Here is a 26659-nt window from a genome sequence, read left to right as displayed (position 1 = left end):
TCCTAAGATAGGAGAATGACCATGAAATTTAAGAATGCAAAAATAAAAATACTCGATTTAGATTTGAGAGGCTGTTTATATCTGAACAATTTCTCTCACTCACAGCGTGTTGCCCTTTTTTTCAAAATTATCAGTCGTGTTGGTGATGGTCCGTTTTGGTATCTAATGCTGGCAATCGTGTGGGGCATGCAAGGCATCACCTATAGTCTTCAAATCATCTACTTGTTATTAGGCGGTTCGGTCGGAACAGCAATCTATAAATTTTTAAAACATAAAACAACGCGACCGCGTCCTTATCAGGTGCATCAGGTGATTGTACTTGGTGAAAGACCACTTGATCACTTTAGCTTTCCATCGGGTCATACGCTTCATGCGGTCATGGTGACGATTGTGTTGGGTTATATCCAGCCAGTTCTACTTGCAGCAATGTTCCCATTTATGGTGCTTGTCGCTTTGTCTCGGATGGTACTGGGCCTTCATTATCCAAGTGATGTAATCGTAGGTGCCCTAATTGGTGCAGCCGTCGCCGCGATGATTATTTTTGTAGCGCCATTATTAAACATCGCTTTATAGGCATCGGTAATTTTTATCAGCTTAAGCTATCGATTAGGTTTGTGGATTTGCTAAAGTACACAGTTCGTGATTTAGCAGATTAAACAGATAGGAGCCGCTATGGGCTTACGTTGGACAGATACGATTGATATTGCCATTGAATTGTCAGAAGCACATCCAGAAGTTGATCCGCAATGGATTCGTTTTACCGATTTACATGCATGGGTGTGCGCATTACCAGACTTCAGTGATGACCCAAATAAATCGACGGAAGGATTGCTAGAAGGCATTCAGATGGCCTGGATAGACGAAGTTCGCTAAAAACAGTAGAAAAAATCGCAACTTTTACACATTCAAAGCTGATTATTGCCTATGACATCGGTATAATGCGGCAAATTTTTTAAAGTTTAAATCTTAAAATAAAGGAGCCACTCATGGCTATTGAACGTACTTTGTCTATCGTAAAACCTGATGCAGTGTCTAAAAACCACATCGGTGATATTTTTGCTCGTTTTGAAAAAGCGGGTTTAAAAATTGTTGCGACTAAAATGAAACACCTTTCTCAAGCTGATGCTGAAGGTTTCTATGCTGAGCATAAAGAACGTGGTTTCTTTGGTGACTTAGTTGCATTCATGACTTCTGGTCCAGTTGTAGTATCTGTTCTTGAAGGCGAAAATGCAGTTCTTGCACACCGTGAAATCTTAGGCGCTACAAACCCTAAAGAAGCTGCTCCTGGTACGATTCGTGCTGACTTTGCTGTAAGCATCGACGAAAACGCTGCTCACGGTTCTGACTCAGTTGCTTCTGCAGAGCGTGAAATTGCTTACTTCTTTGCTGACAACGAGATCTGCCCACGCACTCGTTAATCGAAAGCATTCAAACCAGATAAGTGGTATACTACTTATCTGGTTTTTTTATTCTCTTAAGAGAATATTGTTTGATTCTTGAACAATATCTTCAGTTTTTTGACATGGTTTAGGTAAATACACATGAGTTCTGCAGTGGTCGTTTCATCTGAAAATCTTGATGGACAGCAGCAATCTTCGTCCACGCCGGTAATCCCTGCTGCCGAAAATAAAGTGAATTTACTCGGCATGTCTCGTCCTGAGTTAGAAAAATTCTTTGAAGATATTGGTGAGAAGAAGTTTCGTGCCGGACAGGTCATGAAATGGATACATCAATACTTTGTTACTGACTTTGCTGAAATGACCAATATTTCAGGCAAACTACGTGCGAAGCTTGAACAGATTTGTGAAATTAAAGCACCTGAAGTGGTTCACCGTCATTATTCAAAAGATGGTACACGTAAGTGGGTGTTTCGCGTAGGTGAGGGTGCAGGTTCTTTAGTTGAAACTGTATTAATTCCTGCCGAAGATAAAACTGGGTTACGTAAAACGCTTTGTATTTCCTCTCAAGTGGGCTGCGCATTAGATTGCTCATTTTGTTCAACAGGTAAACAAGGCTTCCAACGTGATTTAACGCCAGATGAAATTATTGGGCAACTCTGGATGGCAAACTATTCTTATATGGAAGAAGTGCCTGTTGCTGAGCGCGAACGTTCAGTGACCAATGTTGTGATGATGGGCATGGGAGAGCCATTGCTCAACTATGATGCCGTATTAAGCTCAATGCAGATTATGCTTGATGACTTTGCTTATGGCATGTCAAAACGTCGTGTGACTTTATCGACATCAGGTGTTGTACCAAAAATTGATCAGCTTGCAAAAGACATTGATGTTGCTTTAGCAATTTCTTTACATGCGCCAAATGATGAATTACGTAATGAGCTTGTGCCAATTAATAAAAAATATCCATTGGCTCAGTTAATTGCAGCATGTCAGCGCTATATTGCCAAAGATGGTAATGAAAGTACGCGTAAACATGTGACCATCGAATATGTGATGTTAGAGGGCGTAAATGATCAGCCTGAACATGCACAGCAAATGATTAAATTATTAAAAAATTTACCAAGTAAAATTAACTTGATCCCATTTAACCCATTCCCGCATGCGCCATATGGTCGCTCAAGCCGAAATCGTATTATCTCGTTCCAAAAAACTTTGTCTGATGCGGGATTTGTGTGTACGATTCGTCAAACACGTGGTGATGATATTGATGCTGCATGTGGGCAGTTAGTGGGTCAAGTGGCTGACAGAACCCGCCGTGCTGAACAGTGGCAGAAAAAAGTGACACAGCGTCAAGAGATTTTGCGTACACAAGGATAAATTGAGGGCAGGCTTTGAGTATTCCAAAGTTGAAAACGGTCTTATGTATGGGGATTGCAGTTGCATTTCTGGCAAGTGGTTGCCAGACAACGCATACGCAAAAAAAAGACCCAGAAAAAGCAGTAAAAGTTCGTACACAACTTGCTGCTGAACATATCCGTTCTGGTGACTTGGACTCAGCAAAGCGAGCTCTTGATCAAGCTTTAAGTGTGGATAGCCGCGATGCAACGGCAAACATGATGATGGGGATTTTGCTACAGCAAGAAGGTAGCAAAACCAACTTAGAAAAAGCAGAACATTATTTTAAACGAGCAATTTCATCTGAACCGGATAATGCTCAAGCACATAATAATTATGGTACTTATTTATACCAAATGGAGCGTTATAATGAGGCGATTGAGCAATTCCGTATTGCTGGCGCAACATTAGGTTATGACCAACGCTATCAGGCATTAGAAAATCTGGGGCGTATTTATTTAAAATTGGGTGATGTTGTGAATGCTGAAAAAACATTCAAACAAGCACTCCTTGCTAACCGCGACTCTTATATTTCAATGTTAGAGTTAGCGGAAATTTTTTATTTGCAGCAGCAGATTCCGGCTGCTACACAAATGTATGAGCAATATGTTCATACAGTGGGGCAGAAAAATCAGGGTGCAAGAGCACTTTGGATTGGTGTAAGAGTGGCTCGAGCCAATGCGGATAAAATGGGAACGCAAGCGTTAGTAAACCAATTACGTGCCTTGTTCCCAGAAAGTCCAGAATATCAACGTTATTTGCAATTACAGTATAGTACTGAGGCCGTATGGAAATAAATCCTAATTCACAGCAGCCAACTGGCTCAAGCTTACCGACTTCTGCTTTAGGAAATATTCAACGTCCTGGTGAGTATTTACGTCAAATTCGAGTTGCTCAGAATAAAGAGTTAGGGCAAGTTTCTTCAGATTTAAATATGCCGGTTAAGACTCTGACCGCTTTAGAGCAAGATGATTATAAGTCATTGCCAGAAGCGACTTTTATTAAGGGTTATTACCGTTCATATGCGAAATATTTAAATACAGATGCGACGGCGATTATTCAGCGCTTCGATGAGATTTATGCAAATGATACGGGCCTTTTACCAAATCATGCTTTAAATAACTCGCCAATTAAAATCATGGGCAAACTCCCGGGTTCTAATAGCGATCGTAATAAGAAATGGTTAAAGCGTGCTCTGCTTGCTGTTGTAATTCTTGGTATTGTGTCATTGCTTGTTATGGGTATTCAAAAATGGACTTCAAAGAAAGACGATGCAGATTTACCTAAAGTAAATCAATCGAATGTTGAAGTTTTACCTATGCAGGGAAGTACCACCTCAACAGTGGGTGACCAATTGGTGTTAAACTTTAACCGACCAACTTCTGTTCATATTGTTGATGCAACAGGTAAAGTTTTGGCGACAGGTCGTCAGTCATCAACTTTAAGCTTAAATGGTGAGTCTCCATTCCAGATTCGTCTTGATGATGCAACAGCTGTGTCATTAAGTTTAAACCAAGAACAGATTTCATTGTCTCCATATACGGTAAACGGTAAAGCTGAATTCCGTTTATCCCGCTAATACCATGAGTTGAGCGATACAATGATAGAGAACCCAATTAAACGTCGACCAACACGTAAAATTCGTGTTGGGTCGGTGTATGTCGGTGGCGATGCACCTATTAGTGTGCAAAGTATGACAAACACTGAAACCTGCGATGTTGATGCAACCGTGGCTCAAATTGAGCGTTGTGTTGATGCAGGTGCTGATATTATGCGTGTTTCGGTCCCATCTATGGAGGCTGCTGAAGCATTTGGTGCAATTCGCAAGCGCGTTTCAGTACCTTTGGTTGCAGATATTCACTTTGACCATAGAATTGCCTTAGCTGTTGCAGATTATGGTGCAGACTGTTTACGTATTAACCCTGGTAACATCGGCTCAGATCAGAAAGTGCGTGAAGTCGTTGCTGCGGCGCGTCATCATGGCATTTCTATGCGTATTGGGGTCAATGCGGGTTCACTAGAAAAAGATTTACAAAAGAAATATGGCGAGCCTACTGGGCAAGCACTCCTCGAATCAGCTTTACGTCATATTGATATTTTAGATCGTCTTGATTTCCATGAGTTTAAAGTTAGTGTAAAGGCCTCAAATGTGTTTCTAACCATGGATGCTTACCGCTTGCTTTCTCAGCAAATTGATAATCCATTACATTTAGGCGTAACTGAAGCTGGTATTTACCGTACAGGTACGGTGAAATCAGCGATTGCCCTTGGTGGATTGTTGATGGAAGGTATTGGCGATACGATGCGTATTTCGCTTGCTGCCGAACCGGAAGATGAAATCAAGATTGGTTTTGATATTTTAAAATCACTTGGGCTTCGTTCTAACGGAATTAACTTTATTGCTTGCCCGAGTTGTTCACGCCAAGAATTTAACGTTATTCAGGTGATGCAAGCGTTGGAAGAACGTTTAGAAGATATTCGTACTCCAATGGATGTGTCGGTAATTGGCTGTAAGGTAAACGGTCCGGGTGAAGCAAAAGAAGCTGATATCGGGGTTGTTGGGGCTGCGCCTCGTTCATTGGTTTATCGCAATGGTGAAAAAAGCCATCTAATCGATACCGATCAATTGGTTGATGAAATCGAAACAATGGTTCGTCAACGTGTCCAAGAGCTTGAAGAAGCTAAATCTAAAGAAATTATTCGTAGTTCATCATGAGTTCAATCGTCGCAATCAAAGGTTTTAATGACATCTTGCCAACGCAAACAGTAGCGTGGAGACGTCTCGAGCAACATTTAGCATCTTTAATGGATGCTTATGGATATCAACAAATTCGTTTGCCGATCGTTGAACAAACGGGTTTGTTTAAACGTGCTATTGGTGATGCTACCGATATTGTTGAAAAAGAAATGTATACCTTTTTCGATAAAGGCAATCCACCAGAGTCATTAACCTTACGTCCGGAAGGTACGGCAGGCTGTGTTCGTGCCTTGGTTGAACATAATTTGTTGCGCGGTGCTACGCCACGCGTGTGGTATATGGGACCTATGTTCCGTTATGAAAAACCACAAAAAGGACGTTATCGTCAGTTCCACCAGTTTGGTGTGGAAACTTTCGGTGTTGCAACTCCTGATATTGATGCTGAATTGATTATGTTGACTGCTCGTTTATGGAAACGTATGGGCGTTGCAGATAAAGTTCAGCTTGAATTAAATACTTTGGGCGAAACTGATGAGCGTACAGAGTACCGTAATGCTTTGGTTGCGTTTTTAAACGAGCATAAAGATGCGTTAGATGAAGATTCACAACGCCGTTTAACAACGAATCCCTTACGTATTTTAGATTCTAAAATTGAATCTACTCAGAAAATTTTAGAAAATGCGCCGAAATTACATGACTTCTTGAAAGAAGAAAGCTTGGATCATTTTAAGCAGTTACAAGATTATTTGACTGCTGCGGGTATCCAATTTGTCATTAATCAAAAATTGGTGCGTGGTCTGGATTACTACAATAAAACCGTTTTTGAATGGACAACTACTGCTTTAGGTTCGCAAGGTACTGTATGTGCTGGCGGTCGCTACGACGGTTTAGTTGGTCAGCTAAAAGGTAAGGCAGATCAATCTGTACCTGCTGTTGGTTTTGCGATGGGCATGGAGCGTTTATTGCTTCTACTTGAGCAAGTTGAACAGGCTCAAGTTATTCGTGATTGTGAAATCTTTTTGGTTGCAGAACCTGCTTATCAAACCAAAGCTTTGATTTTAGCGGAGCAATTACGTGACCAGTTAGAAGCTGCAAATAGCAGTATTCGAATTAAAACAGGTTCACAAGGCAGCATGAAGAGTCAGATGAAAAAAGCTGATCAGGCCGGGGCTGTTTACGCCATGATTTTGGGTGAGCGTGAATGGGAAGCGAAGCAACTTGCTATCAAAGAGTTGGCTACAGCTGAGCAGTCACAAGTTGCACTAGCTGACCTTGTACCATTCTTAATTGAAAAATTTACAAAATAAACTGAAACATCTGGAAAAGGACAATCACATGAGTGTAAGTGATGATGAACAATTCGACAGCTTAAAGTCGTTCGCAAAAAAATATGGTTCTGCCATCATTAGCGGGATTCTCATTGCATTGATTGCCTTTTTTGGGTGGGAATATTGGCAAAAAAGAAATCTTGCGAGCAGCCAAGTAGAAACTGCAAAAGTACAGCAGTTAATGGATGAGGCAAATGCGAGTGCTGATAATCCTAATGCTTTAACTTCGGTAACTGCATCGGCAGATAAGATCGTAAAAGATGATATCGATTCTGTTCAGGCGATACAAACTCAGTTTGTGTTAGCAAAATTAGCCTATGAAAAACAGGACTATGCAGCTGCTGAAAAAGCGTTGAAGAAAGTTGAAAATTCAAAAGTCAAAGATGAAGGTTTGATTCAGGTTGTAAAATTGCGTTTAGCAGATGCACAATTGGCGCAAAACAAATATGATGAAGCACTAAAAACCTTGTCTGGTAACGTCGATCCTGCATTTAAAGCAACAGTAGAAGAGTTACGTGGCGATATCTTTGTTGCTAAGAAAGATGTTGATTCTGCTAAAAAAGCGTATCAGGCAGCATGGGATTCGTTACTGGAACGTAAACAAGAACGACAAATTTTACAAATTAAACTCGAAAGTGTTGGCGTTTTAGTTGAAGATCCACAGATTGAGCGCCCAATTTTGGAAACACAGGTGGAAGAGTCTTAATGAATCAGAAATTCAAACTGCCTTTGGCAATTGCAATCGCATCAGCTGTACTGGTGGGATGTTCTAGCAACAAAGTAAAAGAAGCAAAACCAAATCCGCTACCGAAATTGACTGAGTCGAAAAAGACTCTAGTACCCGTGTTTTCGCGCAGTGTTTCTTCTACTGATAAGGCAGATCCGTTACGTTTGCAGCTTGATGCAAGTGAAGGCGTGGTCTTTACGCTTGATCCAAAAGGTGAAGTTGCTGCATATCGTGGTAAGCAACGCCTTTGGGAGAAAAAAGTCAGCAAATTAGGCTTAAGCTCTGGTGTTGAAGCTGCTGAAGGAATTGTTGTTGTTGGTAATAGTAAAGGTCAGCTTTTTGCTTTAGATCAGGCAACAGGTGAACAAAAGTGGACTGCACAGTTATCTGGTGCACTATTAAGTCCTTCTTTAGTTCAGTCTGGACGTGTTATTACCATTGCTAATGATGGTACTGTATTTGCCCATGATGCTGCTTCAGGCCAACAAGTTTGGGCTTATAAATTACCAAATGTCCAATTTAGTTTACGTGGTCAGGCATCACCGGTGAGTCTTGATCCGCGTACCGTATTAATCGCATCTGCGAATGCGTATGTTTATGCAATTGATACGATTAGTGGTATTCCACGTTTCCAACGTCGTGTTGCGGTAAGTGAAGGTCGTTCTGATATTCAACGTTTGATTGATATCGATGGCGATCCTACTGTTGCTGGACAGTTTATGGTAACGACTAGTTTCCAAGGACAAGTGACCGTAACTGATCTAGCTTCGCAACGTGTAATTTGGAGTGAAGACTCAAGCAGCACCAAGCGTCCAGAAGTTTATGACAATAAAGTATTTGTTTCTTCTGCGGATGGTAAGTTAACTGCTTATGATTTAACGACAGGTGAACAAGTTTGGCAAAATGATAGTTTATTAAACCGTCATTTAAGTAACCCTGTTGTGTTGGGATCGGACCTTATTGTTGGTGATTTAGATGGCGTATTACATCTTGTTGATCCTGCAACAGGTAAGTTGATTGGTCGTTCAAAAACAAGTGGTGAGGTCAATACATTACGTGTTATTGAGAACCAACTTTACGTTTCGACCAGAAAAGGCGATTTAAGTATTTGGCAGAATCGTTAATTTCGTTTGCTTGTGCTAAAATAGCCGCTTAACAAATTACGCTGTTAAAAAAATATCGGGGTGTTTGAATTAAATCAGTTCAAAGCCCCGTCTTTTATTATGGTCATATCTGACCTTAAAATATATCTCCTGTATTGTTTCTAATGCTCATGCCATGAGATATGGCTGGTCTTGAATTAAGGTTATTGTATGAAACCCGTTATTGCGCTCATTGGTCGTCCGAATGTCGGAAAATCAACGTTATTTAACCAGATTACCAAGAGTCGTGATGCACTTGTAGCCGACTTCGCGGGTCTGACTCGTGACCGTAAATATGGTGATGCGACTTATCAAAATAAGTCTTTCATTGTTGTTGATACTGGTGGTATCGGTGAGAGTGAAGGCGGTATCGATAACTACATGGCCGAGCAGTCAAAAACAGCGATCAACGAAGCAGATATTATTATTTTTGTGGTTGACGCTCGTGCGGGATTGTTAGCTTCTGATGAGCAAATTGCTCGTGAACTACGTACTTTAGGTAAGAAAATTTATCTTGTTGCGAACAAGGTAGATGGTGTTCATGCCGAAGCAGCTTTGGTTGAGTTCTATAAACTTGGTATGGGTGAACCATTACAGGTTGCCGCTAGCCATGGTCGTGGCGTACAGCAAATGCTGGAAGATGTACTTGCTGAAGTTCCAGAAGATGAAAATCCTGAAGAACATGACAAAGATACAGGCTTACGTTTAGCAATTATTGGTCGTCCTAACGTTGGTAAGTCAACATTGGTAAACCGTTTGCTGGGTGAAGACCGTGTGGTGGCATTTGACCAACCAGGTACAACTCGTGACTCTATTTACATTCCTTTTGAGCGTGAAGGCCGTAAATACACCTTAATTGATACAGCAGGTGTGCGTCGTAAAGGTAAGGTTGATGAAATGATTGAGAAGTTCTCAATTGTTAAAACTTTGCAAGCAATGAAAGATGCACATGTTGTCGTAGTTGTAGTCGATGCGCGTGAAGGTATTGTTGAGCAAGACTTGCATTTAATTGGCTATGCGCTTGAAGCGGGTCGTGCCATGGTTATTGCCATCAACAAATGGGATAACATGTCTGAATATGACCGCAAGCAATGTAAGCTTGATGTTGAACGTCGTTTTGACTTTATTCCATGGGCAAAAATCCATTTAATTTCTGCTTTACATGGAACTGGGGTAGGTGATTTATATCCTTCTATCCACCGTGCTTATGAGTCTGCGAACTTAAAAGTATCACCAGCTAAATTGACTCAAATTTTGAGTGACGCGACAGAAGCTCATCAACCGCCAATGATTAGCGGTCGTCGTATTAAAATGCGTTATGCACATATGGGTGGACAGAACCCACCGACTATTGTGATCCATGGTAATAAGGTTGATAAGACACCTGCCGATTATCGTCGTTATTTAGAAAACGTGTTCCGTAAAGTATATAAACTTGAAGGTACACCAGTTCGTATTGACTTTAAAACTTCTGAAAACCCGTTTGAAGGTCGTAAGAGTCAGGTTGATGAACGTACTGCTGCACGTCGCCGTCGCTATATTCAGAAATTTAAGAAAGCAGAGAAAAAATTTAACCGTTAAGTTTTTTACTGTTCAAAAACCCAAAGTTTTCTTTGGGTTTTTTTTGCAAATAAATGAGCTATTCCGAAGAGTTATGAAAAAGTGTGAGTGATAAACGTAATTTTTTGTAAATTTTATAACGAATGCTATAATCAGCATCTTTATAAAATAATTTATATTTCGACAGAATAACGCGGCTTAGGGTTCATTTTTTAGCATGGTAACATTACATCTTGCTCAGCTTATATTTACACATGCTCAGCCTTCCTATGCGGCTCTCGACTGCATCCCAGCTATGCAGCGTAGACGTTTATCACCATTGGCTAAACTTGCTTTAAATAGTGCGATCGGTGCATTAGAAAGTAATAAGGCCGATTATATTGTTTGGGTATCAAAATATGGTGATGAGGCCAAAACATTAAATATCTTGCAAGATGTTTTAAATGATCAAACCCCATCGCCAACACAATTTTCAACGTCTGTTCATAATGCAATTTCTGGCCTCTATTCAATTTTATGTCAGGATGATACTCCCTCTACCAGCTTAAGCTGTTCATGGACTGAAGGTTTGATTGAGGCTTATGCACTTTTAAAGTCAATGCCTGAGATTAAGCGGGTCTTAGTCGTCGCTTATGATGAGCCATTACCTAATATTTATGCTGAGGCAATCAATTTCCCTGCCTATGCGATGGCTGCTGTCGTTACTCTAGAGCAACCTAATTTACAAATTACTGCGTGGACGCATAGAGATGAAGCAGATGCTCCTGCTTTTGCTCATTTTTGGCAGGATGCTGACCAGTTAACATCTGCATTTGGGTGGAACAAATGCTAAATCTTAAAAATCTCAAGCAAAAAAGTAATTATTGCTGGCGTGTGGCTGCTACTGGCTTTAGTTTTGCCAGTTTTGGGCTGGGGGGTATGGCAATTGCCTCAGTGATTGCCCCCGTACTCAATGCAACCACTTCTGATCCGCAAAAGCGGCAGCAACGTGCGCAAAATGTGATTAAACATAGTTTTAAAGGCTTTACCGACATGATGGTCAAACTCGGCATCATGACTTATTCGGTAGAGGGGCTGGAAAAACTACAAAATAGTCGCCAAGAGCTGGTGATTGCCAATCATCCGACTTTGATTGATGTTGTAGTACTAATTGGTATGATGCAGCAGGCTAATTGTGTCGTGAAGCAGTCTCTTTGGTCGAACCCATTTACCAAAGGACCCGTACAAAGCGCAGGTTATATTTTAAATGCAGGTTCTCAGCAGTTTGTTGAAGACTGTGTAAAGCGTCTAAAAGAAAATAATGCGGCTTCTCTTTTAATTTTTCCGGAAGGAACGCGCACTGAAAAAGGGATGGCCCTAAACGAGTTTCAGCGAGGCGCAGCCAATATTGCCATTCGTGCAAATGTACCAATTCGCCCAGTAATTATTACTTGTACACCATCAACTTTAACCAAAAATGAAAAATGGTACCACGTACCATCTCAACCATTTCATATCGAGGTCAAGGTATTAGATGCTGTGCAAGTATCAGATCTGTTAGATGATTTAACAGTAGGACCTAAACAAGTTCGTCAGTTAAGTCGTAGTTTTTATAAAATTTTTGATGAAGAGTTATCTTGAAATGAGCAATCTTGCTGATGAACTAAAGCAAATGATTATTGATGTTCTAGCACTAGAAGATATTACTATTGCCGATATTGATACAGAAGCTCCATTATTTGGAGAAGGTTTAGGATTAGACTCGATTGATGCACTTGAGTTGGGACTGGCTTTGAAAAAGCGTTACAACATTCATTTAAATGCAGAATCGGATGAAACCAAACAGCATTTTAAGTCAATCCAGAGCTTGGTTGCTTTAGTTGAAGCACAACAGAAGTCATAAGGAGCGTGATGATGTTATCTCAAGAGCAAGTACTAACTAAACTCCGCGAATGGATGGAAGATTTGTTTGAAATTGAACCAGAGACTGTTCAACTCGATTCGAACCTTTATTCTGATCTTGATGTAGACAGTATTGATGCGGTCGATTTAGTTGTAAAAATTAAAGAGTTAACAGGCAAGCAAGTAAAGCCTGAAGACTTTAAAAATGTCAGAACCGTGCTTGATGTGGTGACGGTTATTCAGAATATGACTGCTGAATGAAGTTTATTCTTAAAGGGATAATGACGGCACTTTTTGTGCTGTATCCCTTTATTGTGGGCTGGAGTTTGACACATGGCCAATTTGTCTGGGTGAGTGCTTTACTCATCGGGTTGGGTGTGATCAGACTTTTTAGCAAAGGCAACTCGTTATTATGGCCATTAACGGGTTTTGCCATCGTTTGCGGTAGCCTGAGTTTATTGTCACATGATCATGCTTGGCTAAAGCTATATCCAGTGGGTATGAGTTTAGGTGCATTAATTATTTTTGCGCTGACGCTCATTAAGCCGCCGTCTATGATTGAGCGCTTTGCCCGACTTGTTGAACCTGATTTACCTGCTTCTGGCGTACAGTGGACCAGACAGGTCACCAAAGTTTGGTGTGTTTTCTTTTTTTGTAATGCACTGATTGCTTTAAGCACAGTGTTTTTTACCTCAACTCAGGTTTGGGTCATTTATAATGGCTTTATTTCTTATGTGCTGATGGGCATTTTGTTCCTTGGTGAATTTATTTTGCGTAAACGACATCAGCGTTTACATTCTTCAAATCATTAATTAAAAACTATGTATTGCCATTTTCAGAAATTCATCGATTCAGCTCAGTCACTTTGTATAGACGGTACTCTAAACTCGACCAGTTTTAATCAATTTTGGCAGGATGTGGCGTTACAAGCTGCTGCAATTGCTCAAATGGAAAATCTAACTTGGGCTTTATGGGAAGCAGATAGCTATGAGTTTCTGGTTTTATTCTTTGCTGCTTTGTTAGCGAAAAAACAAATACTTTTGCCACCCAATCGATTACGTGAACTAGAACAAGATTTTGCAGCACAGCAGATTTATTTTTTAAAGCGTCAAGAAATTGGAGAGGTTGTTCCTTTATCTTTAATGTTAGACGATGCTTTTTTAGAGCAGGCTCAACTCTATTTTTATACGTCGGGTTCAACTGGAGAACCTAGAAAAATTCCAAGAACACTTAGACAATTACTTAACGAAGTCCAAGGGTTGAGTCAGAGTTTTAGCTTTGATGAACATGCAACTGCGATTGCAACAGTTAGTCATCAACATATTTATGGATTACTGTTTAAATTATTACTACCACTTGCTACAGGTCGAAGTTTTTATAATCCTCAAATGGCATTCCCTGAAGATGTGGTACAAGCCCAAAAACAATTAGAAACAATGGGGTTAAGCAATTATTTGATCTCAAGTCCTGCTTTATTAAAACGCTGGACAACCGATGTTGTTTTACAACACTGCCAGATGGTCTTTAGTTCCGGGGGCAAGCTAGAAAGTGGTGTTCGTCCTTTACTAAATCGTCCGATTATTGAAGTTTTGGGAAGTTCGGAAACTGGTGGTATTGCCCATCGCGCTAAAGATGAAGATGCTTGGACTACATTTAGTAATGTGGCTATTCGTATTGAAGATCAACAGCTTATGGTCAAGAGTAATCATGCCTTTGAGAATAGCTGGATTACCACAGGTGATGGTGCGGTATGGACAGATACAACATGTCAGATCTTTAAGCTGATGGGACGTACAGATCGAATTGTAAAACTTGAAGAAAAACGTTTAAGTCTAGATGCGATCGAGCAAACTATTCAGGCTTTAGATGCCGTAAAGCAATGTCATGTATTGGTATTTGAACATGAGCAACGCCAAATGTTGGGTTGTATTATCGTTCTAACAGAACAAGCTCGTGAACAGTTACAGCAACAGGGTAAATCAGCTTTTGTTAATCATTTAAAACAACAGTTGAAAGACGGCTTGGAAACGATCGCGATTCCTCGTCAATGGCGTTTCCTCAGCCAGCTACCACAAAATACTCAGTCCAAACTCAATAAAAACTATTTGAAAACTCTATTTAAGCCTATGTTACAACCTGTGGTGCTGTCACAGTCTCAAAATTCAGATGACTACATTTGGGAGTTGGAATTTCCACCCGAGTTAGCTTGTTTTAAAGGACACTTCCCAACACAACCGATTTATCCTGGGGTTGGGCAAATAGGTTTTTTACAACATTTTGCTAAATCAATTTGGTCTGATTTGAGCTGGTGTCAGGGATATGAGCAGTTAAAATTTCAAAACCTGATTCGTCCGTATGCTGTGGTACAACTCAAGCTTGCTCGAAAAGAGCATAAAGTGAGTTTTGAACTACGTGATTCAGAACAGATTCTGGCTTCAGGGCGACTATTATTTGCCTTGCAAATGGAAGTAGAGGATTAAAAATGCAGTCCAATTACGGCTTTGTTGTTCCGGTTTATAATCATCCACATTATTTAGCAGATTTGATTTCTTATCTGGACAGTTTTGATCTACCGATTGTGTTGGTCAATGATGGAAGTGATGATGCTTGTAGCCAAATTTTAAAAGCATTGGCAGAGCAATATTCTCAAATTCATCTTATTGAACATGATGTGAATAAGGGTAAGGGACAAGCCGTAATGACTGGTTTACGTGCAGCCTATGAGCTTGGTTTAAGCCATGCATTACAACTCGATTCAGATGGTCAACACTGCTGGGATGACATTCCAAAATTTATTGAGCAGTCTCGACAACATTTAGATGCAATGGTGATTGGTCAGCCATACTTTGATGCCTCTATTCCTAAAAAGCGCTTATATGGGCGTTACATCACCCATTTTTGGGTGTGGTTAAACAGTTTGTCTTTTGAAATTAAAGACAGCATGTGCGGGTTTCGCGTGTATCCGCTTGAGAGCACAATACAGGTTTTAAATAATGCTAAATTTCAGCCACGTATGGGGTTTGATAGTGAAATTTTAGTACGTTTAAAATGGGAAAATACACCTTTTATTAATGTACCAACACCTGTGGTTTATCCAGAGCAGGGTATTTCTCATTTTCATGCTTGGCGAGATAACTTAGGGCTAAGCAAAGCGCATGCAACTTTGTTTATGGGTATGCTGATTCGCTTACCGAAGCTATTAAAACAAAAGCTGCAAGGTTGATTATGACAGATTCAGCTTCACCAAAATGGAACGATATTAAAGAGCGAGGCGGTATGTTGCCCCTTATGCTGATGTTGTGGTTTTACCGTTTTGGTGGACGTTGGTTATGCAAGTTTGCGATGTACTTCGTCATCATGTGGTACTGGTTATTTGCTGCCGCAGCAAGACAGGCCTCCTTACTTTATTTACAAAAACTGCATCATTTTGCTGGATCACAATCTCCCTTTAGCCACCAACCAAATTGGACAAATAGCTATGCGCATTTCATGCAATTTGGTGAATGTATTTTAGATAAGATTGAGGGCTGGCTAGGTAATATTCCCGAGCAGGAACTGCAAGTTTTTGGACATGAAAACTTCTCTCAGCATTATCAAAAAGGTGCTCTGATTATTGTCTCTCACTTTGGCAATATTGAATTGCTACGCGCCATTAAATCAGAGCATCCGCAGAAAATTAATGTGCTGGTTTACCAAAAGCACGCGACCAAATTTAATGAGTTTTTGAAAAAAATAAATGATAAGGCGGATGTGTGTCTTTTATCAGTTGATGAGCTGGGTATTGAAACTGCAATGTTGCTGCAAGAAAAAATGCAGCAAGGTGAGTGGGTCATTGTGGCGGCAGACCGAGTGCCTGTGCAGTCAGATCGTGTACAGCATGTTGATTTTTTAGGGGAGTCAGCAGCGTTCCCACAAGGTGCATGGATTTTAGCAAATTTACTCAAAGTGCCTGTTATTGCAGTGTTTTGCTATCGGGTGCAGCAGCAGTTTCAAGTGCATATTCATTCAATTGCCGAGCAGATAAATTTACCTCGCGCTAACCGTATTGAAAGTATGCAAACCATCACTAAAACATACGTTGCCGTCCTAGAACAGCATTGTCTGCGTGCGCCTTATCAATGGTTTAATTTTTATAATTTTTGGACGAAATAACATGCGTGTGTTAACCGTAGGTGAACAGCCACTGAGTATTGAAGATATCGTTTCTGTAGCAAGAGGCGAATGTCAGGTTGCTTTACCAGAAACGTCTGAGTGGCGTGAACTGATTCAAAAAGGTGCTGATTTTCTTGATCAGCTCCTTGAAGAGGAAGGGGTGATCTACGGTGTGACTACGGGTTATGGCGACTCATGTTTAGTTGAAGTGCCATTACATCAGGTTAATGAGTTGCCGCTGCATCTTTCACGTTTTCATGGTTGTGGTTTGGGTGAAAACCTGGATCTCATCACAGCACGTGCAGTGGTTGTAACGCGTCTATGTTCATTGGCACGAGGCTATTCAGGTGTGTCGTTGGCATTACTTGAGCGTTTGGTTTGGTTGCTGAACGAAAATGTAACTCCAGTCATTCCCTCTGAAGGCTCGGTAGGGGCAAGTGGTGACTTAACGCCGTTGTCTTACATCGCGGGAACTTTAGTCGGTGAGCGTGATGTTTATGTCGATGGACAAATTGTTCCAGTTGCTCAGGTGTATGCTGAAAAGAATATGCAGCCTTTAACGCTCAGACCTAAAGAAGGTTTGGCGCTCATGAATGGCACAGCGGTGATGACAGCGATTGCTTGTTTGAATTATAAAAAAGCAGAGCAGATTGCACTCGCAAGTACTTTAATTACCGCCCTGAATGTATTGGCGTTAGAGGGTAATCCTAGTCATTTTGATGAAGTCTTGTTTGCACAGAAGCCGCATCCGGGACAGCAACACATTGCCAAACAATTACGTGATTGGCTAAACAGTGAAGTACAAACAGCACATCAAAGCCCACGTTTGCAAGATCGCTATTCATTACGCTGTGCGCCGCATATTATTGGTGTGTTTGAAGACTCAAAAGTATGGTTACGTCAGTTTATTGAAAATGAGCTGAATTCAAGTAACGATAACCCATTGATTGATCCTGTTGGTATGCGTGTATTGCATGGCGGTCATTTTTACGGTGGGCATATTTCACAAGCAATGGATAGCTTAAAAATTATGATTGCCAATATTGCTGATTTGATGGATAGACAAATTGCACAGTTGGTTGACCACAAAATGAATCATGGTTTGCCACGTAATTTAACAGGTGCGACAGCTGAACGTTTACCATTGAATCATGGTTTTAAGGCGGTACAAATCGGAGTGTCAGCGTGGACGGCTGAAGCCTTAAAAAACACTTTGGCAGCTTCAATTTTTTCACGTTCAACCGAATGTCATAACCAAGACAAAGTCAGTATGGGAACCATTGCTGCGCGTGATGCGAGCCGTGTGATTACCTTGACCCAGCAGGTCATTGCAGCACTTTGCTGCGCGAGTGTGCAGGCGATTCATTTGAAAGGTTTAACGGCACAGCTCAGTCCGACATTGCAGGCATTTATGCAATGGACCTTACAAAGCTTTGCATTTGTCGAAGAAGACCGACCATTACAAACCGAATTACAACAGATTGTTGATCGTTTAGACCAACTTGAATTGTTTAATCAACCAGAATTTATGGGATAAGGTGGGCCAATGCATGCAGATGTAATCATTGAAATTCCATTTCATGATGTCGATACCATGAATGTGGTTTGGCATGGACACTATTTAAAATATTTTGAGATTGCGCGCTGTAAATTGCTCGATCAATTTCATTACAACTATATGCAGATGAAAGAATCAGGCTATGCATGGCCTGTGATTGAAAGCCATGTTCGCTATGCATACGGTATTGAGTTTGAACAAAAGATTCGGGTTCGGGCCATTTTAAAAGAATGGGAAAACCGTTTGAAAATCGATTATTTGATTTTTGATGCTGAGTCAGGGAAACGTTTAACTAAAGGTTATACCACACAGGTTGCGGTGAATATTGAAGCACGTGAAATGTGTTTTCAATCGCCACAAGTTTTGTTTGATCGCTTGAATGCATGGTCTGAGTTTCAACCGAAGAGGAATGCGTGATGTCTCAATTCATCAAAACTTTAGGTTTAGGTGCTGCTGTTTGGATGAGCAGTTTAAGTGCGGTCTATGCAGCGCCAACACAGATCACTCAAATTTTTCAGCAATTGTCACAATCTCCTACGGTTCGTGCTGATTTCGAACAGCAAAAAAAATTGCCATCGTTGAATAAAACTTTTGTATCGAACGGCTCTTTGTTGTTCTCAAAATCTTATGGTGTAGCGTGGCAAATCAAACGACCTGTGCAAGCAGATTTGATCGTTACCCCAACCAAATTAGTACAGAAAACTCAGCGTACATTTAGCCAAATACAAGTTGATCAATCACCATATAGTTCGGTCGCGACTTTATTCTTACAGCTCATGTCTGGTAATGAACAGGCTTTGGCAAAGAATTTTAATGTGGTAAGTGCGAATTATAGTCCAGCAGGTTGGAGCATGAGCTTAACTCCCCAAAGTAGCTTGTTTAAAAAGTTATTTGTGCGTGTTGATGCTCAAGGTCAACAGTACGTTAACCAAATCGTGATTACCGAGAAAGCGAATAATTTAACGACCATTCGCTTTAGTCACCAGACTTCTCAACCGACGACTCTAACGGCTGCTGAGCATGCGATTTTCCAACTGGCAAAATAAGTTCACCGCGCTTTGGTTAATTGCTCTGCTACTGATCGCGGTGGGGCTTGGCGTGACGTGGCTGAATAAAGATATTCATATTCAAACCAATATTTTTGCGTTATTGCCTAAAGTTCAGCAAGACCCAGAACTTGCACGTACTCAGCAGTACATGAATGAGCAACTCAACAATAAAGTATTTGTGGTGGTAGATGCCAAAGATGAAGTTGCGATACAACAAGCGACGCATTTTTTAAAAGCTCAAGCTAAGCAAAGTGCGCTATGGCAGCCACTCAAACCACAGCTTGATTTTGATCATTTTGCAAAACAGTTGTATCAACATCGAGCAGGGTTGTTGAGTGCTCAAGATCAAGTTTTATTGCAAAAAAAGGACTATGCTGCGCTGACTGAACAAAGTCTGATGCAGATGATGAGTCCAGGCATGCCTGTCACTGCTGAGTCACTTAAGCAAGACCCGCTATTATTGTTCCCTCGTTATGCCATGCAGTTGGCAACCCCGTCGCAACAAGATATTGAAATGGAGCAGGGCTTTGCCACGATTCATCATGAGCAAGGTATCTCTCGGCTTTTCCTATTACAGTTGACGCAAAGCCCATACAATATTGATTATCAAGAACAGACCTCTACTTGGATTGAGCAAACTAAGCAAAAGTTAGCTGCAATGGGATTAAAATCTCATTGGACTGGAACTATTTTATTTTCAAATTTTGGGACGCAATCGGCTAAGCAGGAAATCTCAACCATTGGTGTTGGCTCGACACTGGGCTTAATTTTTCTGGTTTGGTTCGGCTTTCGCTCACTGCGGCCGTTAGCGACCGAGTTTATTGCAGTTTCGACTGGAAGCTTTGTGGCGTTTGCAGTCACACATTGGGTGTTTGGTGAAATTCACCTGATGACGTTGGTGTTCGGTGCGAGTTTGATTGGTGTCTGTGTCGACTTTTCATTTTATTTTATGGCGATGCAATCGCAGCATAGAAAGCTTGGTGGTTTTCAAATTTTAAAACCGCTATTACCAAGTTTGTTTATGGGCTTAATGACTACATTGGTTGCTTACATCTTTTTGAGTTTTACTCCGTTTCCTGGGTTTAAGCAGATTGCAGTCTTTTCAATTGTAGGATTAACTGCGGCGTGGATCAGTAGTGTACTGCTATTACCAAGATTACCAGCACTCAATGCTCAGCCTGCTATACAAGCACTGTCATGGATTGGACAAGCACGATTATGGTTTCAGCAACGAACCAAAGTTCGTTATGGCTTGATTGCAATCATTTTAGCATTAGGTACGTCGAGTCTTTTCTATCTTAAAAGTAACGATGATATTCGTAACTTACAAGGTATGGATGCGAGTTTAAAGCAGCAGGACCAAGCGGTTCGTGAGCAATTTGGTCAGCAACAAAGTAGTGATTATTTTATGGTGCGTGCAGCATCTGCAAATGAAATGCAGCAACAAGAGCAGCAACTGATTGGACATTTGCAACAGTTACAGTCACAAGGGAAAATCAGTGCATTTCAAGCTTTAGGACAATGGATTCCACCATTAGCAGAGCAGCAAAGTAATCTACAATTATTAAGAAATATTCCAAAAGCGACTTTGCAGCAATATGCACAAAGTATGGGCTTAAATGTCACTGATGTTTTACAGTGGCAACAGCAACTAGCGGCACAACCGTTATTAGATTTTTCAGTATTTAAAGATCACCCTTTAGCTTTTTTACAACCTCAAGCCAATGAGCGATTAGTCATGGTGACAGGGGTAAAACAACCTGACGCGTTAAAGCAGCTTCAGAATGAGCATATACATTTCCAACAACCGATTACCGCAATGTCGCAAATGTTTGCTGAACATCGAGTGCAGGCTCAACATCTTCTGATTTATGCCTTAATTGGTCTGGCAGTTGGTTTGGCGCTTATTTATGGATTAAGTTCGATTGTACCTTTAGTCCTGCCAGTTAGCTTGGCATTACTAAGCACTTTTGCTGTTCAGGCATGGTTAGGTGTCGAGATTAACCTGTTTAGTATTATGGCGACTTTTCTGATTATCGGGATTGGCGTTGACTATGCAATATTCTATCGACATGGACATGATCACCCACAAGTAGTTGGAATGGCATTATTTTTATGTATGATGTCGACCTTACTCGGCTTCGGATTACTTTCATTTAGCCATACTTATGCAATTCATTGTTTTGGTTTAACGGTTTTATTCGGGGTTATTTTCTCGTTTATCTATGCGACTTTGTTAACGCCCGCAGATGAAAAACATATTGTAAATTTACAAGACCATTCATAATTTGAATAAATTAAAAAGGAAGTTGTGCTATGAGCACTTTAGAAAAAATTGATATCGTGATTATTGGGGCTGGGCCATCAGGTAGTTCTGCTGCTGCACTTCTTCGAAAAAAGGGCTATACCGTTACGGTCATTGAAAAACAGCATTTCCCTCGTTTTTCGATTGGTGAGTCATTGTTACCGCAGTCTATGGTGTTTTTAGAAGAGGCTGGTTTATTAGAAACAGTCCGTGAGCATGTTGAACAATATGCTTTTCAATTTAAAAACGGGGCGGCTTTTTTACGTGGCAAACAGCGTAGCTTCTATGACTTTACAGAAAAATTTACGGATGGACCAGGAACGACTTGGCAAGTTCGCCGTGCAGATTTTGACAACTTACTAGCAAAACAGGCTCAAGCTTATGGTGCAGAGATACGCTTTGGACATGAAGTCTTAGATGTTGATGTTGCATCTGAACAGCCTGTACTTACAGTAATCGATGAAGAACAACAGCGTTATCAGATTCAAACTAAATTTTTGTTAGATGCGAGTGGCTTTGGGCGGATTCTGCCAAAATTATTAGATTTAGAGAGCCCATCAAATTTTCCGGTAAGACGTGCGCTGTTTACCCATATTGAAGATGGTATTGCCGATGATTCGGAGTTTGACCGTAATAAAATTTTAATTACTGTCCATGAAAAAGATCATCGTGCATGGTATTGGCTGATTCCATTTGCAGATGGACGGGCTTCTTTCGGCGTTGTTGCAGAACAAGATTTTTTTGATAAATACACGGTCAAAAATGCTGAAGATAATGAACCTGAGGCAATGTTTAAGCGTATTTTGGCTGATGAACCAAGCTTGTCACATGTCCTGCGCCGTGCAAAGTTTGATACACCAGTGCGGACCTTGGTGGGCTACTCAGCGAATGTAAAACACTTGGCAGACCGCAACTATGCGCTATTAGGTAATGCGGGTGAGTTTCTTGATCCAGTCTTTTCATCAGGTGTGACAATTGCTCTTAAATCTTCAAGTTTGGCTGTTCCGTTAGTTGAACGAGTTTTACAAGGTAAGCAAGTCGACTGGTTACAAGAATATGAAAAACCATTACGCCGTGGTATTCAGGTATTTCGTGCATATGTTGAGTCATGGTACGAAGGTGAGTTCCAAGATGTGGTGTTCTCGCAAAATCAGAATGAAGGTATTCGCCGTATGATTTCTTCATTATTGGCTGGTTATGCGTGGGATGAAAAAAATCCAATCCATAAAAATGCCAAACGTAGACTCAGCACCTTGGCAGAATATTGTCGTGAAGGCTTGGCGCAAGAACAGGTACTTGAGGGATAACCATGCAACGCAAATGGGCAACGATATTACTCGGTAGCTTTATATTTTTAAATGGTTGTCAGATCATGCCACATGCTAAAGGGCTGCAAAGTCCTCTATGGCAGGCTCAGATTTATCAAAGGCAAGATCAGGTTGAAGTCCAGTGGAAGCAGCAAAGTTTTAGCTTCTTGTTATATCAACAGCAAAAGGGTGCTGTACTGGATATGGTCGCTTTGAGCTTGACAGGCCAGCAATTATTTAAGTTACAGTTTGATGGGCATCGGGTTCATGTTGAACAACGCATTGATCAAATGCGTTTATTGCCTTTTGAGTTTGTGGTGCGTGACCTTTTGTTTGCGACATACCCTCAGTTTTCGCATTTAGGGCAGCAAGCTGTAGAGATGAAACAACAAGCAGACAAGCAGGTTGTTTATATTGAAAAGCAACCTGTATTGCAGCTTAAACAGGGACAAGGAAGCATTGAATTGATTAATGAACAAGTCCCTTATACCATGACGCTGAGTTCGATTGAGAACACCTTACAGACAGAAGAAAGTCCTACGCCATGAAACATCTACCTTCAGCAAATGCAGCTCCAATGGCAGTAGGCATACAATTTAGTGTTGGTTTATCTGCATTAGGCTGCGAACTTAATCAAATTAAACAGGCATTACAACAGCCTCAGCAAACCTTGAGTTTGCGTAATGATTTAATCGCTGATCGTGATGTTTGGGTGGGGCAATATACGCATCCATTATGTTCGAGCGTTCCTGATGCTTTACAGTCTGTAGATTCACGTAATCTACGTTTTGCATTAACCGCATTATCTGAAATTGAAACAGAGTTAAAAGCTTATACCGCATCCTTTGAAAATAAACGTTTGGCGATTGTGGTGGGCACATCGACTTCTGGTATTGCAGATAATGAATTATTACTTAAGCAATATTTTCAAGGGCAAACAGATCTATCGATATCACACTATCCCCAAGAAATGAGCTGTTTAGCGAAAGTATTGCAGCAGTACTTAGAATGGGAAGGACCTGCATATACGATTTCAACAGCTTGTTCTTCAAGCGCTAAAGCATTAGCCGCAGGGCAGAGATTACTTCACGCAGATTTAGCAGATGTTGTGCTGGTTGGTGGCGTCGATACCTTGTGCAAGTTGACGCTAAATGGATTTAATAGCCTAGAAAGTTTATCTGAACATATTTGCCAACCCTGCGGTGTAAACCGTGATGGTATTAATATTGGTGAAGCTGCTGCATTCTTTGTACTGAGTAAAGAACAAGCACCTGTCATGTTAATGGGAGCGGGTGAATCTATGGATGCATGGCACATTTCGGCCCCGCACCCTGAAGGTAAAGGTGCTGCTTTAGCTATGCAACGTGCATTAGATATGGCACATATTTCCGCTCAAGAGGTGGGTTATATCAACTTGCATGGAACAGCAACTCCACAAAATGACACAATGGAAATTAAGGCTGTAAGGCAAGTTTTTGGTGATTACCAAGTTGCTTTGAGTAGTACCAAACATAAAACTGGACATTGCCTCGGTGCAGCGGGTGCCATCGAAGCTTTTATTTGTGAGCAAGTTTTAAAAGATCAAAGTTGGTTGCCTTTACATCAAAGTGTTGAGGTTGATCCAGATTTGGCTGACCAAAACTATGTGCAAGAAGCCGAGTTAACACAGTCCATCCGCTATGTCATGAGTAATTCTTTCGCTTTTGGGGGAAGTAATATTAGTCTTGTTTTTGGAGTGAAGCCCTAGTGAAACTAGATGCAATTCAATATATTCCTCATGAGCAACCGATGGTATTTATCGACCATTTAACTGAGGTTGCAGAAGGTCGGGCGCAAGCAGAACTCACGATTACGCCAGAGCTGATGTTTTGTGAAGCAGAAGGTTTGCCGACATGGGCAAGCATTGAAATTATGGCACAAACAATTAGTGCTTATTCAGGCTGGCAAGGTCAGCAGTCAAAACAAGCGCCAAAAGTCGGTTTTTTATTGGGAACGCGTAAGTTAAATTTACCGATCCCTTATTTCGCCTTGGGTTCACGATTGATCATTCAAATAGAACAACAATATTTTCATGAAGGACTTGGGCAATTTTCCTGTGAAATTCAATATGCTGAGCACTGCATTCAAGCAACGTTAAGTGTATTTGAGCCAACAGAATCACCATTTGAATAACCACAAAGAATTAGGAATACATTGTGACAAGACGAATTTTAGTAACAGGTTCAAGTCGAGGAATTGGGAAAGCGATTGCATTACAACTAGCAAAGGCTGGTTTTGATGTGACCGTACATGCACGTTCGCGTCAGGCAGAGGCTGAGCAAGTCGTACAAGAGATTCAAGCATTAGGACAAAATAGCCATTATCTAATGTTTGATGTAAATGAACGCCAGACGGTTCAACAAATTTTAGAGCAAGATGTAGAGCAGCATGGCGGATTCTATGGCGTTGTATTGAATGCAGGTCTTACTCATGATGGAGCTTTTCCTGCACTCACCGATCAAGATTGGGATGAAGTTATTTCAACGTCCCTAGACGGTTTTTATAACGTATTAAAACCATTAGTTATGCCAATGATTCATTTACGTAAAGGTGGTCGTATTGTCACCTTATCTTCGGTTTCTGGGATTATGGGTAACCGTGGTCAGGTTAACTATAGTGCTGCAAAAGCAGGTCTGATTGGTGCGACCAAGGCTTTGGCCCTCGAATTAGCGAAGCGAAAAATTACTGTGAACTGTGTTGCACCAGGGTTGATCGAAACTGAAATGGTCACCGATGAAGTCAAAGAACATGCGCTTAAAATGATTCCGTTGCAACGCATGGGGCAGGTCGATGAAGTGGCGAGCGTAGTGAAATTTTTGTGTTCAGATGAAGCTTCTTATGTAACCCGACAGGTTATTTCTGTAAATGGGGGGCTTATCTAATGAAACGTGTGGTTGTGACAGGAATGGCTGGAATTACCTCTTTAGGTGAAACTTCCGATGAGATCTTTGCTCGATTTGACGCTGCCAAAAGCGGTATACGCTACATGCCAGAGTGGGAGCAATATGTTGACCTTCGGACCAAGCTTGCTGGGCCTGTTGAAACATTCCATGTTCCAAAACATTTTAACCGTAAAGTTACCCGTGGGATGGGGCGTGTAGCACTCATGTCTGTGGTTTGCGCCGAAACTGCTTTACAAAATGCTGGTTTGCTTGGGCATGAAATTTTGTCTAGTGGCGAAGCAGGTGTTGCTTTTGGTTCTTCTGCGGGTAGCGTAGAGGCCGTGGGTGAGTTTGCTAGCATGTTGCTTCATCAGAGCATGAGTAAGATCAATGCAACAACCTATATTCGTATGATGGCCCACACAAGTGCGGTGAACATGACCGTATATTTTGGTCTAAAAGGCTTAACTTTACCGACCTCAAGTGCATGTACTTCTGGCTCTATGGCCATTGGGCAAGCCTATGAAGCAATTAAATATGGTAAACAACAGGTCATGATTGCGGGTGGTGCTGAGGAACTCAGTGCGGCAGGTGCAGCGGTTTTTGATGTATTGTTCGCGACCAGTGGTATGAATGACCAACCAGAAAAAACACCGCGTCCATTTGATGCCAAGCGAGATGGATTGGTGATTGGTGAAGGGGCAGGCTGTTTAATTTTAGAAGAATACGAACATGCCAAAGCTCGAGGTGCTCATATCTATGCAGAGGTGATTGGCTACGGTAGCAATACCGATGGTCAACATGTAACTAAACCAGATGCCGAGATGATGGGGCGCTGTATGCAATTGGCTCTTAAAGATGCATCTGTAGAGGCTAAAGACATTGCCTATGTAAACGCGCATGGTACTTCAACTGACCAGGGCGATGTGGCAGAGAGCCAAGCCACTGCAAAAGTTTTAGGCTATAAACCAATTAGCTCTTTAAAGAGTTATTTTGGACATACGCTGGGGGCGTGTGGGGCTATTGAAGCTTGGCTGAGCATTGAAATGATGAATCGTGGCCGTTTTATTCCAACTTTAAATCTAGATGAAATCGACCCACTATGTGGTGAACTAGATTATATCGTTCAGCAGCCGAGAAATTTGGATGCTGACATTATTATGAGCAATAACTTTGCTTTTGGCGGAATTAATACTTCGCTTATTTTTAAACGTGTTAAACAATAAGGAACACAAC

General features: G+C 41.1%; 29 protein-coding genes. All 29 read left to right on the top strand.

The genetic code is table 11. The annotated features are described in order from the left end of the window. Positions 1-21 precede the first annotated feature (21 nt). Complete coding sequence (locus tag KTI79_RS10385) at positions 22-573, top strand: phosphatase PAP2 family protein (RefSeq protein WP_032054389.1); 552 nt, start codon at positions 22-24, stop codon at positions 571-573. A gap of 99 nt (positions 574-672) precedes the next feature. After that, the gene (iscX, locus tag KTI79_RS10380) at positions 673-873 is read left to right on the top strand and encodes a Fe-S cluster assembly protein IscX (protein WP_004698764.1); all 201 of its coding nucleotides are present in this window, start codon (positions 673-675) and stop codon (positions 871-873) included. Positions 874-986: 113 nt separating this feature from the next. After that, positions 987-1418, top strand: a complete 432-nt coding sequence (gene ndk, locus KTI79_RS10375; RefSeq protein ID WP_003654870.1) for a nucleoside-diphosphate kinase — start codon at positions 987-989, stop codon at positions 1416-1418. Between the two features lie 123 nt (positions 1419-1541). Next, on the top strand, positions 1542-2777 hold the full coding sequence (gene rlmN / locus KTI79_RS10370; RefSeq protein WP_002115097.1) for a 23S rRNA (adenine(2503)-C(2))-methyltransferase RlmN: 1236 nt from the start codon (positions 1542-1544) through the stop codon (positions 2775-2777). Positions 2778-2791: 14 nt separating this feature from the next. Continuing rightward, positions 2792-3592: a type IV pilus biogenesis/stability protein PilW gene (pilW, locus tag KTI79_RS10365; protein WP_199936991.1), complete on the top strand. Its 801-nt coding sequence runs from the start codon at positions 2792-2794 to the stop codon at positions 3590-3592. Further along, positions 3583-4374 carry a helix-turn-helix domain-containing protein gene (locus tag KTI79_RS10360; protein ID WP_032054391.1) on the top strand — a complete coding sequence of 264 codons (792 nt, stop codon included), beginning with the start codon at positions 3583-3585 and terminating at the stop codon, positions 4372-4374. Before pilW ends, KTI79_RS10360 begins: the two co-directional genes overlap by 10 nt. 21 nt (positions 4375-4395) lie before the next feature. Next, positions 4396-5511 (top strand): flavodoxin-dependent (E)-4-hydroxy-3-methylbut-2-enyl-diphosphate synthase, encoded by a 1116-nt coding sequence (ispG, locus tag KTI79_RS10355; RefSeq protein ID WP_004698760.1) that lies wholly within the window; start codon positions 4396-4398, stop codon positions 5509-5511. Further along, the gene (gene hisS, locus KTI79_RS10350; RefSeq protein ID WP_032054392.1) at positions 5508-6800 is read left to right on the top strand and encodes a histidine--tRNA ligase; all 1293 of its coding nucleotides are present in this window, start codon (positions 5508-5510) and stop codon (positions 6798-6800) included. Before ispG ends, hisS begins: the two co-directional genes overlap by 4 nt. A 28-nt stretch (positions 6801-6828) precedes the next feature. Continuing rightward, positions 6829-7527 (top strand): YfgM family protein, encoded by a 699-nt coding sequence (locus KTI79_RS10345; RefSeq protein WP_032054393.1) that lies wholly within the window; start codon positions 6829-6831, stop codon positions 7525-7527. Then, positions 7527-8672 carry an outer membrane protein assembly factor BamB gene (bamB, locus tag KTI79_RS10340; protein ID WP_032054394.1) on the top strand — a complete coding sequence of 382 codons (1146 nt, stop codon included), beginning with the start codon at positions 7527-7529 and terminating at the stop codon, positions 8670-8672. Before KTI79_RS10345 ends, bamB begins: the two co-directional genes overlap by 1 nt. A 189-nt stretch (positions 8673-8861) precedes the next feature. Further along, positions 8862-10271 carry a ribosome biogenesis GTPase Der gene (gene der, locus KTI79_RS10335; RefSeq protein WP_005066184.1) on the top strand — a complete coding sequence of 470 codons (1410 nt, stop codon included), beginning with the start codon at positions 8862-8864 and terminating at the stop codon, positions 10269-10271. 196 nt (positions 10272-10467) lie between these two features. Beyond that, positions 10468-11082 carry a beta-ketoacyl synthase chain length factor gene (locus KTI79_RS10330; RefSeq protein WP_032054395.1) on the top strand — a complete coding sequence of 205 codons (615 nt, stop codon included), beginning with the start codon at positions 10468-10470 and terminating at the stop codon, positions 11080-11082. After that, positions 11067-11870, top strand: a complete 804-nt coding sequence (locus KTI79_RS10325) for a lysophospholipid acyltransferase family protein (protein ID WP_079284245.1) — start codon at positions 11067-11069, stop codon at positions 11868-11870. Before KTI79_RS10330 ends, KTI79_RS10325 begins: the two co-directional genes overlap by 16 nt. A gap of 1 nt (position 11871) precedes the next feature. Then, the gene (locus tag KTI79_RS10320; protein ID WP_000067033.1) at positions 11872-12132 is read left to right on the top strand and encodes a phosphopantetheine-binding protein; all 261 of its coding nucleotides are present in this window, start codon (positions 11872-11874) and stop codon (positions 12130-12132) included. Positions 12133-12137: 5 nt separating this feature from the next. Continuing rightward, positions 12138-12392, top strand: a complete 255-nt coding sequence (locus KTI79_RS10315; RefSeq protein WP_001987856.1) for an acyl carrier protein — start codon at positions 12138-12140, stop codon at positions 12390-12392. Then, positions 12389-12943, top strand: a complete 555-nt coding sequence (locus KTI79_RS10310; RefSeq protein WP_032054397.1) for a septation protein IspZ — start codon at positions 12389-12391, stop codon at positions 12941-12943. Before KTI79_RS10315 ends, KTI79_RS10310 begins: the two co-directional genes overlap by 4 nt. 9 nt (positions 12944-12952) lie before the next feature. After that, entirely contained in the window at positions 12953-14611 is a 1659-nt protein-coding gene (locus KTI79_RS10305) for an AMP-binding protein (RefSeq protein ID WP_032054398.1), read from the top strand. A gap of 2 nt (positions 14612-14613) precedes the next feature. Continuing rightward, positions 14614-15354 carry a glycosyltransferase family 2 protein gene (locus KTI79_RS10300; RefSeq protein WP_032054399.1) on the top strand — a complete coding sequence of 247 codons (741 nt, stop codon included), beginning with the start codon at positions 14614-14616 and terminating at the stop codon, positions 15352-15354. A 2-nt stretch (positions 15355-15356) separates the two neighbouring features. Further along, positions 15357-16283: an acyltransferase gene (locus KTI79_RS10295; RefSeq protein WP_032054400.1), complete on the top strand. Its 927-nt coding sequence runs from the start codon at positions 15357-15359 to the stop codon at positions 16281-16283. Position 16284: 1 nt separating this feature from the next. Then, the gene (hutH, locus tag KTI79_RS10290; protein ID WP_032054401.1) at positions 16285-17820 is read left to right on the top strand and encodes a histidine ammonia-lyase; all 1536 of its coding nucleotides are present in this window, start codon (positions 16285-16287) and stop codon (positions 17818-17820) included. A 9-nt stretch (positions 17821-17829) separates the two neighbouring features. After that, the gene (locus KTI79_RS10285) at positions 17830-18258 is read left to right on the top strand and encodes an acyl-CoA thioesterase (RefSeq protein ID WP_000542808.1); all 429 of its coding nucleotides are present in this window, start codon (positions 17830-17832) and stop codon (positions 18256-18258) included. Beyond that, positions 18258-18887: a LolA family protein gene (locus tag KTI79_RS10280; RefSeq protein WP_032054402.1), complete on the top strand. Its 630-nt coding sequence runs from the start codon at positions 18258-18260 to the stop codon at positions 18885-18887. The genes KTI79_RS10285 and KTI79_RS10280 overlap by 1 nt, the downstream gene beginning before the upstream one ends. Then, positions 18862-21177: an MMPL family transporter gene (locus tag KTI79_RS10275; RefSeq protein WP_032054403.1), complete on the top strand. Its 2316-nt coding sequence runs from the start codon at positions 18862-18864 to the stop codon at positions 21175-21177. Before KTI79_RS10280 ends, KTI79_RS10275 begins: the two co-directional genes overlap by 26 nt. Positions 21178-21206: 29 nt before the next feature. Next, on the top strand, positions 21207-22502 hold the full coding sequence (locus tag KTI79_RS10270; protein ID WP_032054404.1) for an NAD(P)/FAD-dependent oxidoreductase: 1296 nt from the start codon (positions 21207-21209) through the stop codon (positions 22500-22502). Between the two features lie 2 nt (positions 22503-22504). After that, the gene (locus KTI79_RS10265; RefSeq protein WP_032054405.1) at positions 22505-23050 is read left to right on the top strand and encodes a DUF3261 domain-containing protein; all 546 of its coding nucleotides are present in this window, start codon (positions 22505-22507) and stop codon (positions 23048-23050) included. Beyond that, entirely contained in the window at positions 23047-24249 is a 1203-nt protein-coding gene (locus tag KTI79_RS10260; protein WP_032054406.1) for a beta-ketoacyl-[acyl-carrier-protein] synthase family protein, read from the top strand. Before KTI79_RS10265 ends, KTI79_RS10260 begins: the two co-directional genes overlap by 4 nt. Beyond that, positions 24249-24674, top strand: a complete 426-nt coding sequence (locus KTI79_RS10255) for a 3-hydroxylacyl-ACP dehydratase (protein ID WP_000762337.1) — start codon at positions 24249-24251, stop codon at positions 24672-24674. Before KTI79_RS10260 ends, KTI79_RS10255 begins: the two co-directional genes overlap by 1 nt. A 23-nt stretch (positions 24675-24697) precedes the next feature. Next, entirely contained in the window at positions 24698-25423 is a 726-nt protein-coding gene (locus tag KTI79_RS10250; protein WP_004794677.1) for a 3-ketoacyl-ACP reductase FabG2, read from the top strand. Further along, entirely contained in the window at positions 25423-26649 is a 1227-nt protein-coding gene (locus tag KTI79_RS10245) for a beta-ketoacyl-ACP synthase (protein ID WP_032054407.1), read from the top strand. Before KTI79_RS10250 ends, KTI79_RS10245 begins: the two co-directional genes overlap by 1 nt. Positions 26650-26659: the final 10 nt, after the last annotated feature.

It is taken from the genome of Acinetobacter sp. WU_MDCI_Abxd143 (assembly GCF_025514195.1).
Taxonomy (GTDB): Bacteria; Pseudomonadota; Gammaproteobacteria; order Pseudomonadales; family Moraxellaceae; genus Acinetobacter; species Acinetobacter pittii_H.
This window is presented reverse-complemented; position numbering and strand designations above follow the sequence as displayed.

Bases quoted from the DNA above. Each gene is read 5' to 3' on its own strand.
- KTI79_RS10385 (WP_032054389.1), top strand. From the start codon at position 22: ATGAAATTTAAGAATGCAAAAATAAAAATACTCGATTTAGATTTGAGA.
- iscX (WP_004698764.1), top strand. From the start codon at position 673: ATGGGCTTACGTTGGACAGATACGATTGATATTGCCATTGAATTGTCA.
- ndk (WP_003654870.1), top strand. From the start codon at position 987: ATGGCTATTGAACGTACTTTGTCTATCGTAAAACCTGATGCAGTGTCT.
- rlmN (WP_002115097.1), top strand. From the start codon at position 1,542: ATGAGTTCTGCAGTGGTCGTTTCATCTGAAAATCTTGATGGACAGCAG.
- KTI79_RS10360 (WP_032054391.1), top strand. From the start codon at position 3,583: ATGGAAATAAATCCTAATTCACAGCAGCCAACTGGCTCAAGCTTACCG.
- ispG (WP_004698760.1), top strand. From the start codon at position 4,396: ATGATAGAGAACCCAATTAAACGTCGACCAACACGTAAAATTCGTGTT.
- hisS (WP_032054392.1), top strand. From the start codon at position 5,508: ATGAGTTCAATCGTCGCAATCAAAGGTTTTAATGACATCTTGCCAACG.
- KTI79_RS10345 (WP_032054393.1), top strand. From the start codon at position 6,829: ATGAGTGTAAGTGATGATGAACAATTCGACAGCTTAAAGTCGTTCGCA.
- bamB (WP_032054394.1), top strand. From the start codon at position 7,527: ATGAATCAGAAATTCAAACTGCCTTTGGCAATTGCAATCGCATCAGCT.
- der (WP_005066184.1), top strand. From the start codon at position 8,862: ATGAAACCCGTTATTGCGCTCATTGGTCGTCCGAATGTCGGAAAATCA.
- KTI79_RS10330 (WP_032054395.1), top strand. From the start codon at position 10,468: ATGGTAACATTACATCTTGCTCAGCTTATATTTACACATGCTCAGCCT.
- KTI79_RS10320 (WP_000067033.1), top strand. From the start codon at position 11,872: ATGAGCAATCTTGCTGATGAACTAAAGCAAATGATTATTGATGTTCTA.
- KTI79_RS10310 (WP_032054397.1), top strand. From the start codon at position 12,389: ATGAAGTTTATTCTTAAAGGGATAATGACGGCACTTTTTGTGCTGTAT.
- KTI79_RS10305 (WP_032054398.1), top strand. From the start codon at position 12,953: ATGTATTGCCATTTTCAGAAATTCATCGATTCAGCTCAGTCACTTTGT.
- KTI79_RS10300 (WP_032054399.1), top strand. From the start codon at position 14,614: ATGCAGTCCAATTACGGCTTTGTTGTTCCGGTTTATAATCATCCACAT.
- KTI79_RS10295 (WP_032054400.1), top strand. From the start codon at position 15,357: ATGACAGATTCAGCTTCACCAAAATGGAACGATATTAAAGAGCGAGGC.
- hutH (WP_032054401.1), top strand. From the start codon at position 16,285: ATGCGTGTGTTAACCGTAGGTGAACAGCCACTGAGTATTGAAGATATC.
- KTI79_RS10285 (WP_000542808.1), top strand. From the start codon at position 17,830: ATGCATGCAGATGTAATCATTGAAATTCCATTTCATGATGTCGATACC.
- KTI79_RS10280 (WP_032054402.1), top strand. From the start codon at position 18,258: ATGTCTCAATTCATCAAAACTTTAGGTTTAGGTGCTGCTGTTTGGATG.
- KTI79_RS10275 (WP_032054403.1), top strand. From the start codon at position 18,862: ATGCGATTTTCCAACTGGCAAAATAAGTTCACCGCGCTTTGGTTAATT.
- KTI79_RS10270 (WP_032054404.1), top strand. From the start codon at position 21,207: ATGAGCACTTTAGAAAAAATTGATATCGTGATTATTGGGGCTGGGCCA.
- KTI79_RS10265 (WP_032054405.1), top strand. From the start codon at position 22,505: ATGCAACGCAAATGGGCAACGATATTACTCGGTAGCTTTATATTTTTA.
- KTI79_RS10260 (WP_032054406.1), top strand. From the start codon at position 23,047: ATGAAACATCTACCTTCAGCAAATGCAGCTCCAATGGCAGTAGGCATA.
- KTI79_RS10245 (WP_032054407.1), top strand. From the start codon at position 25,423: ATGAAACGTGTGGTTGTGACAGGAATGGCTGGAATTACCTCTTTAGGT.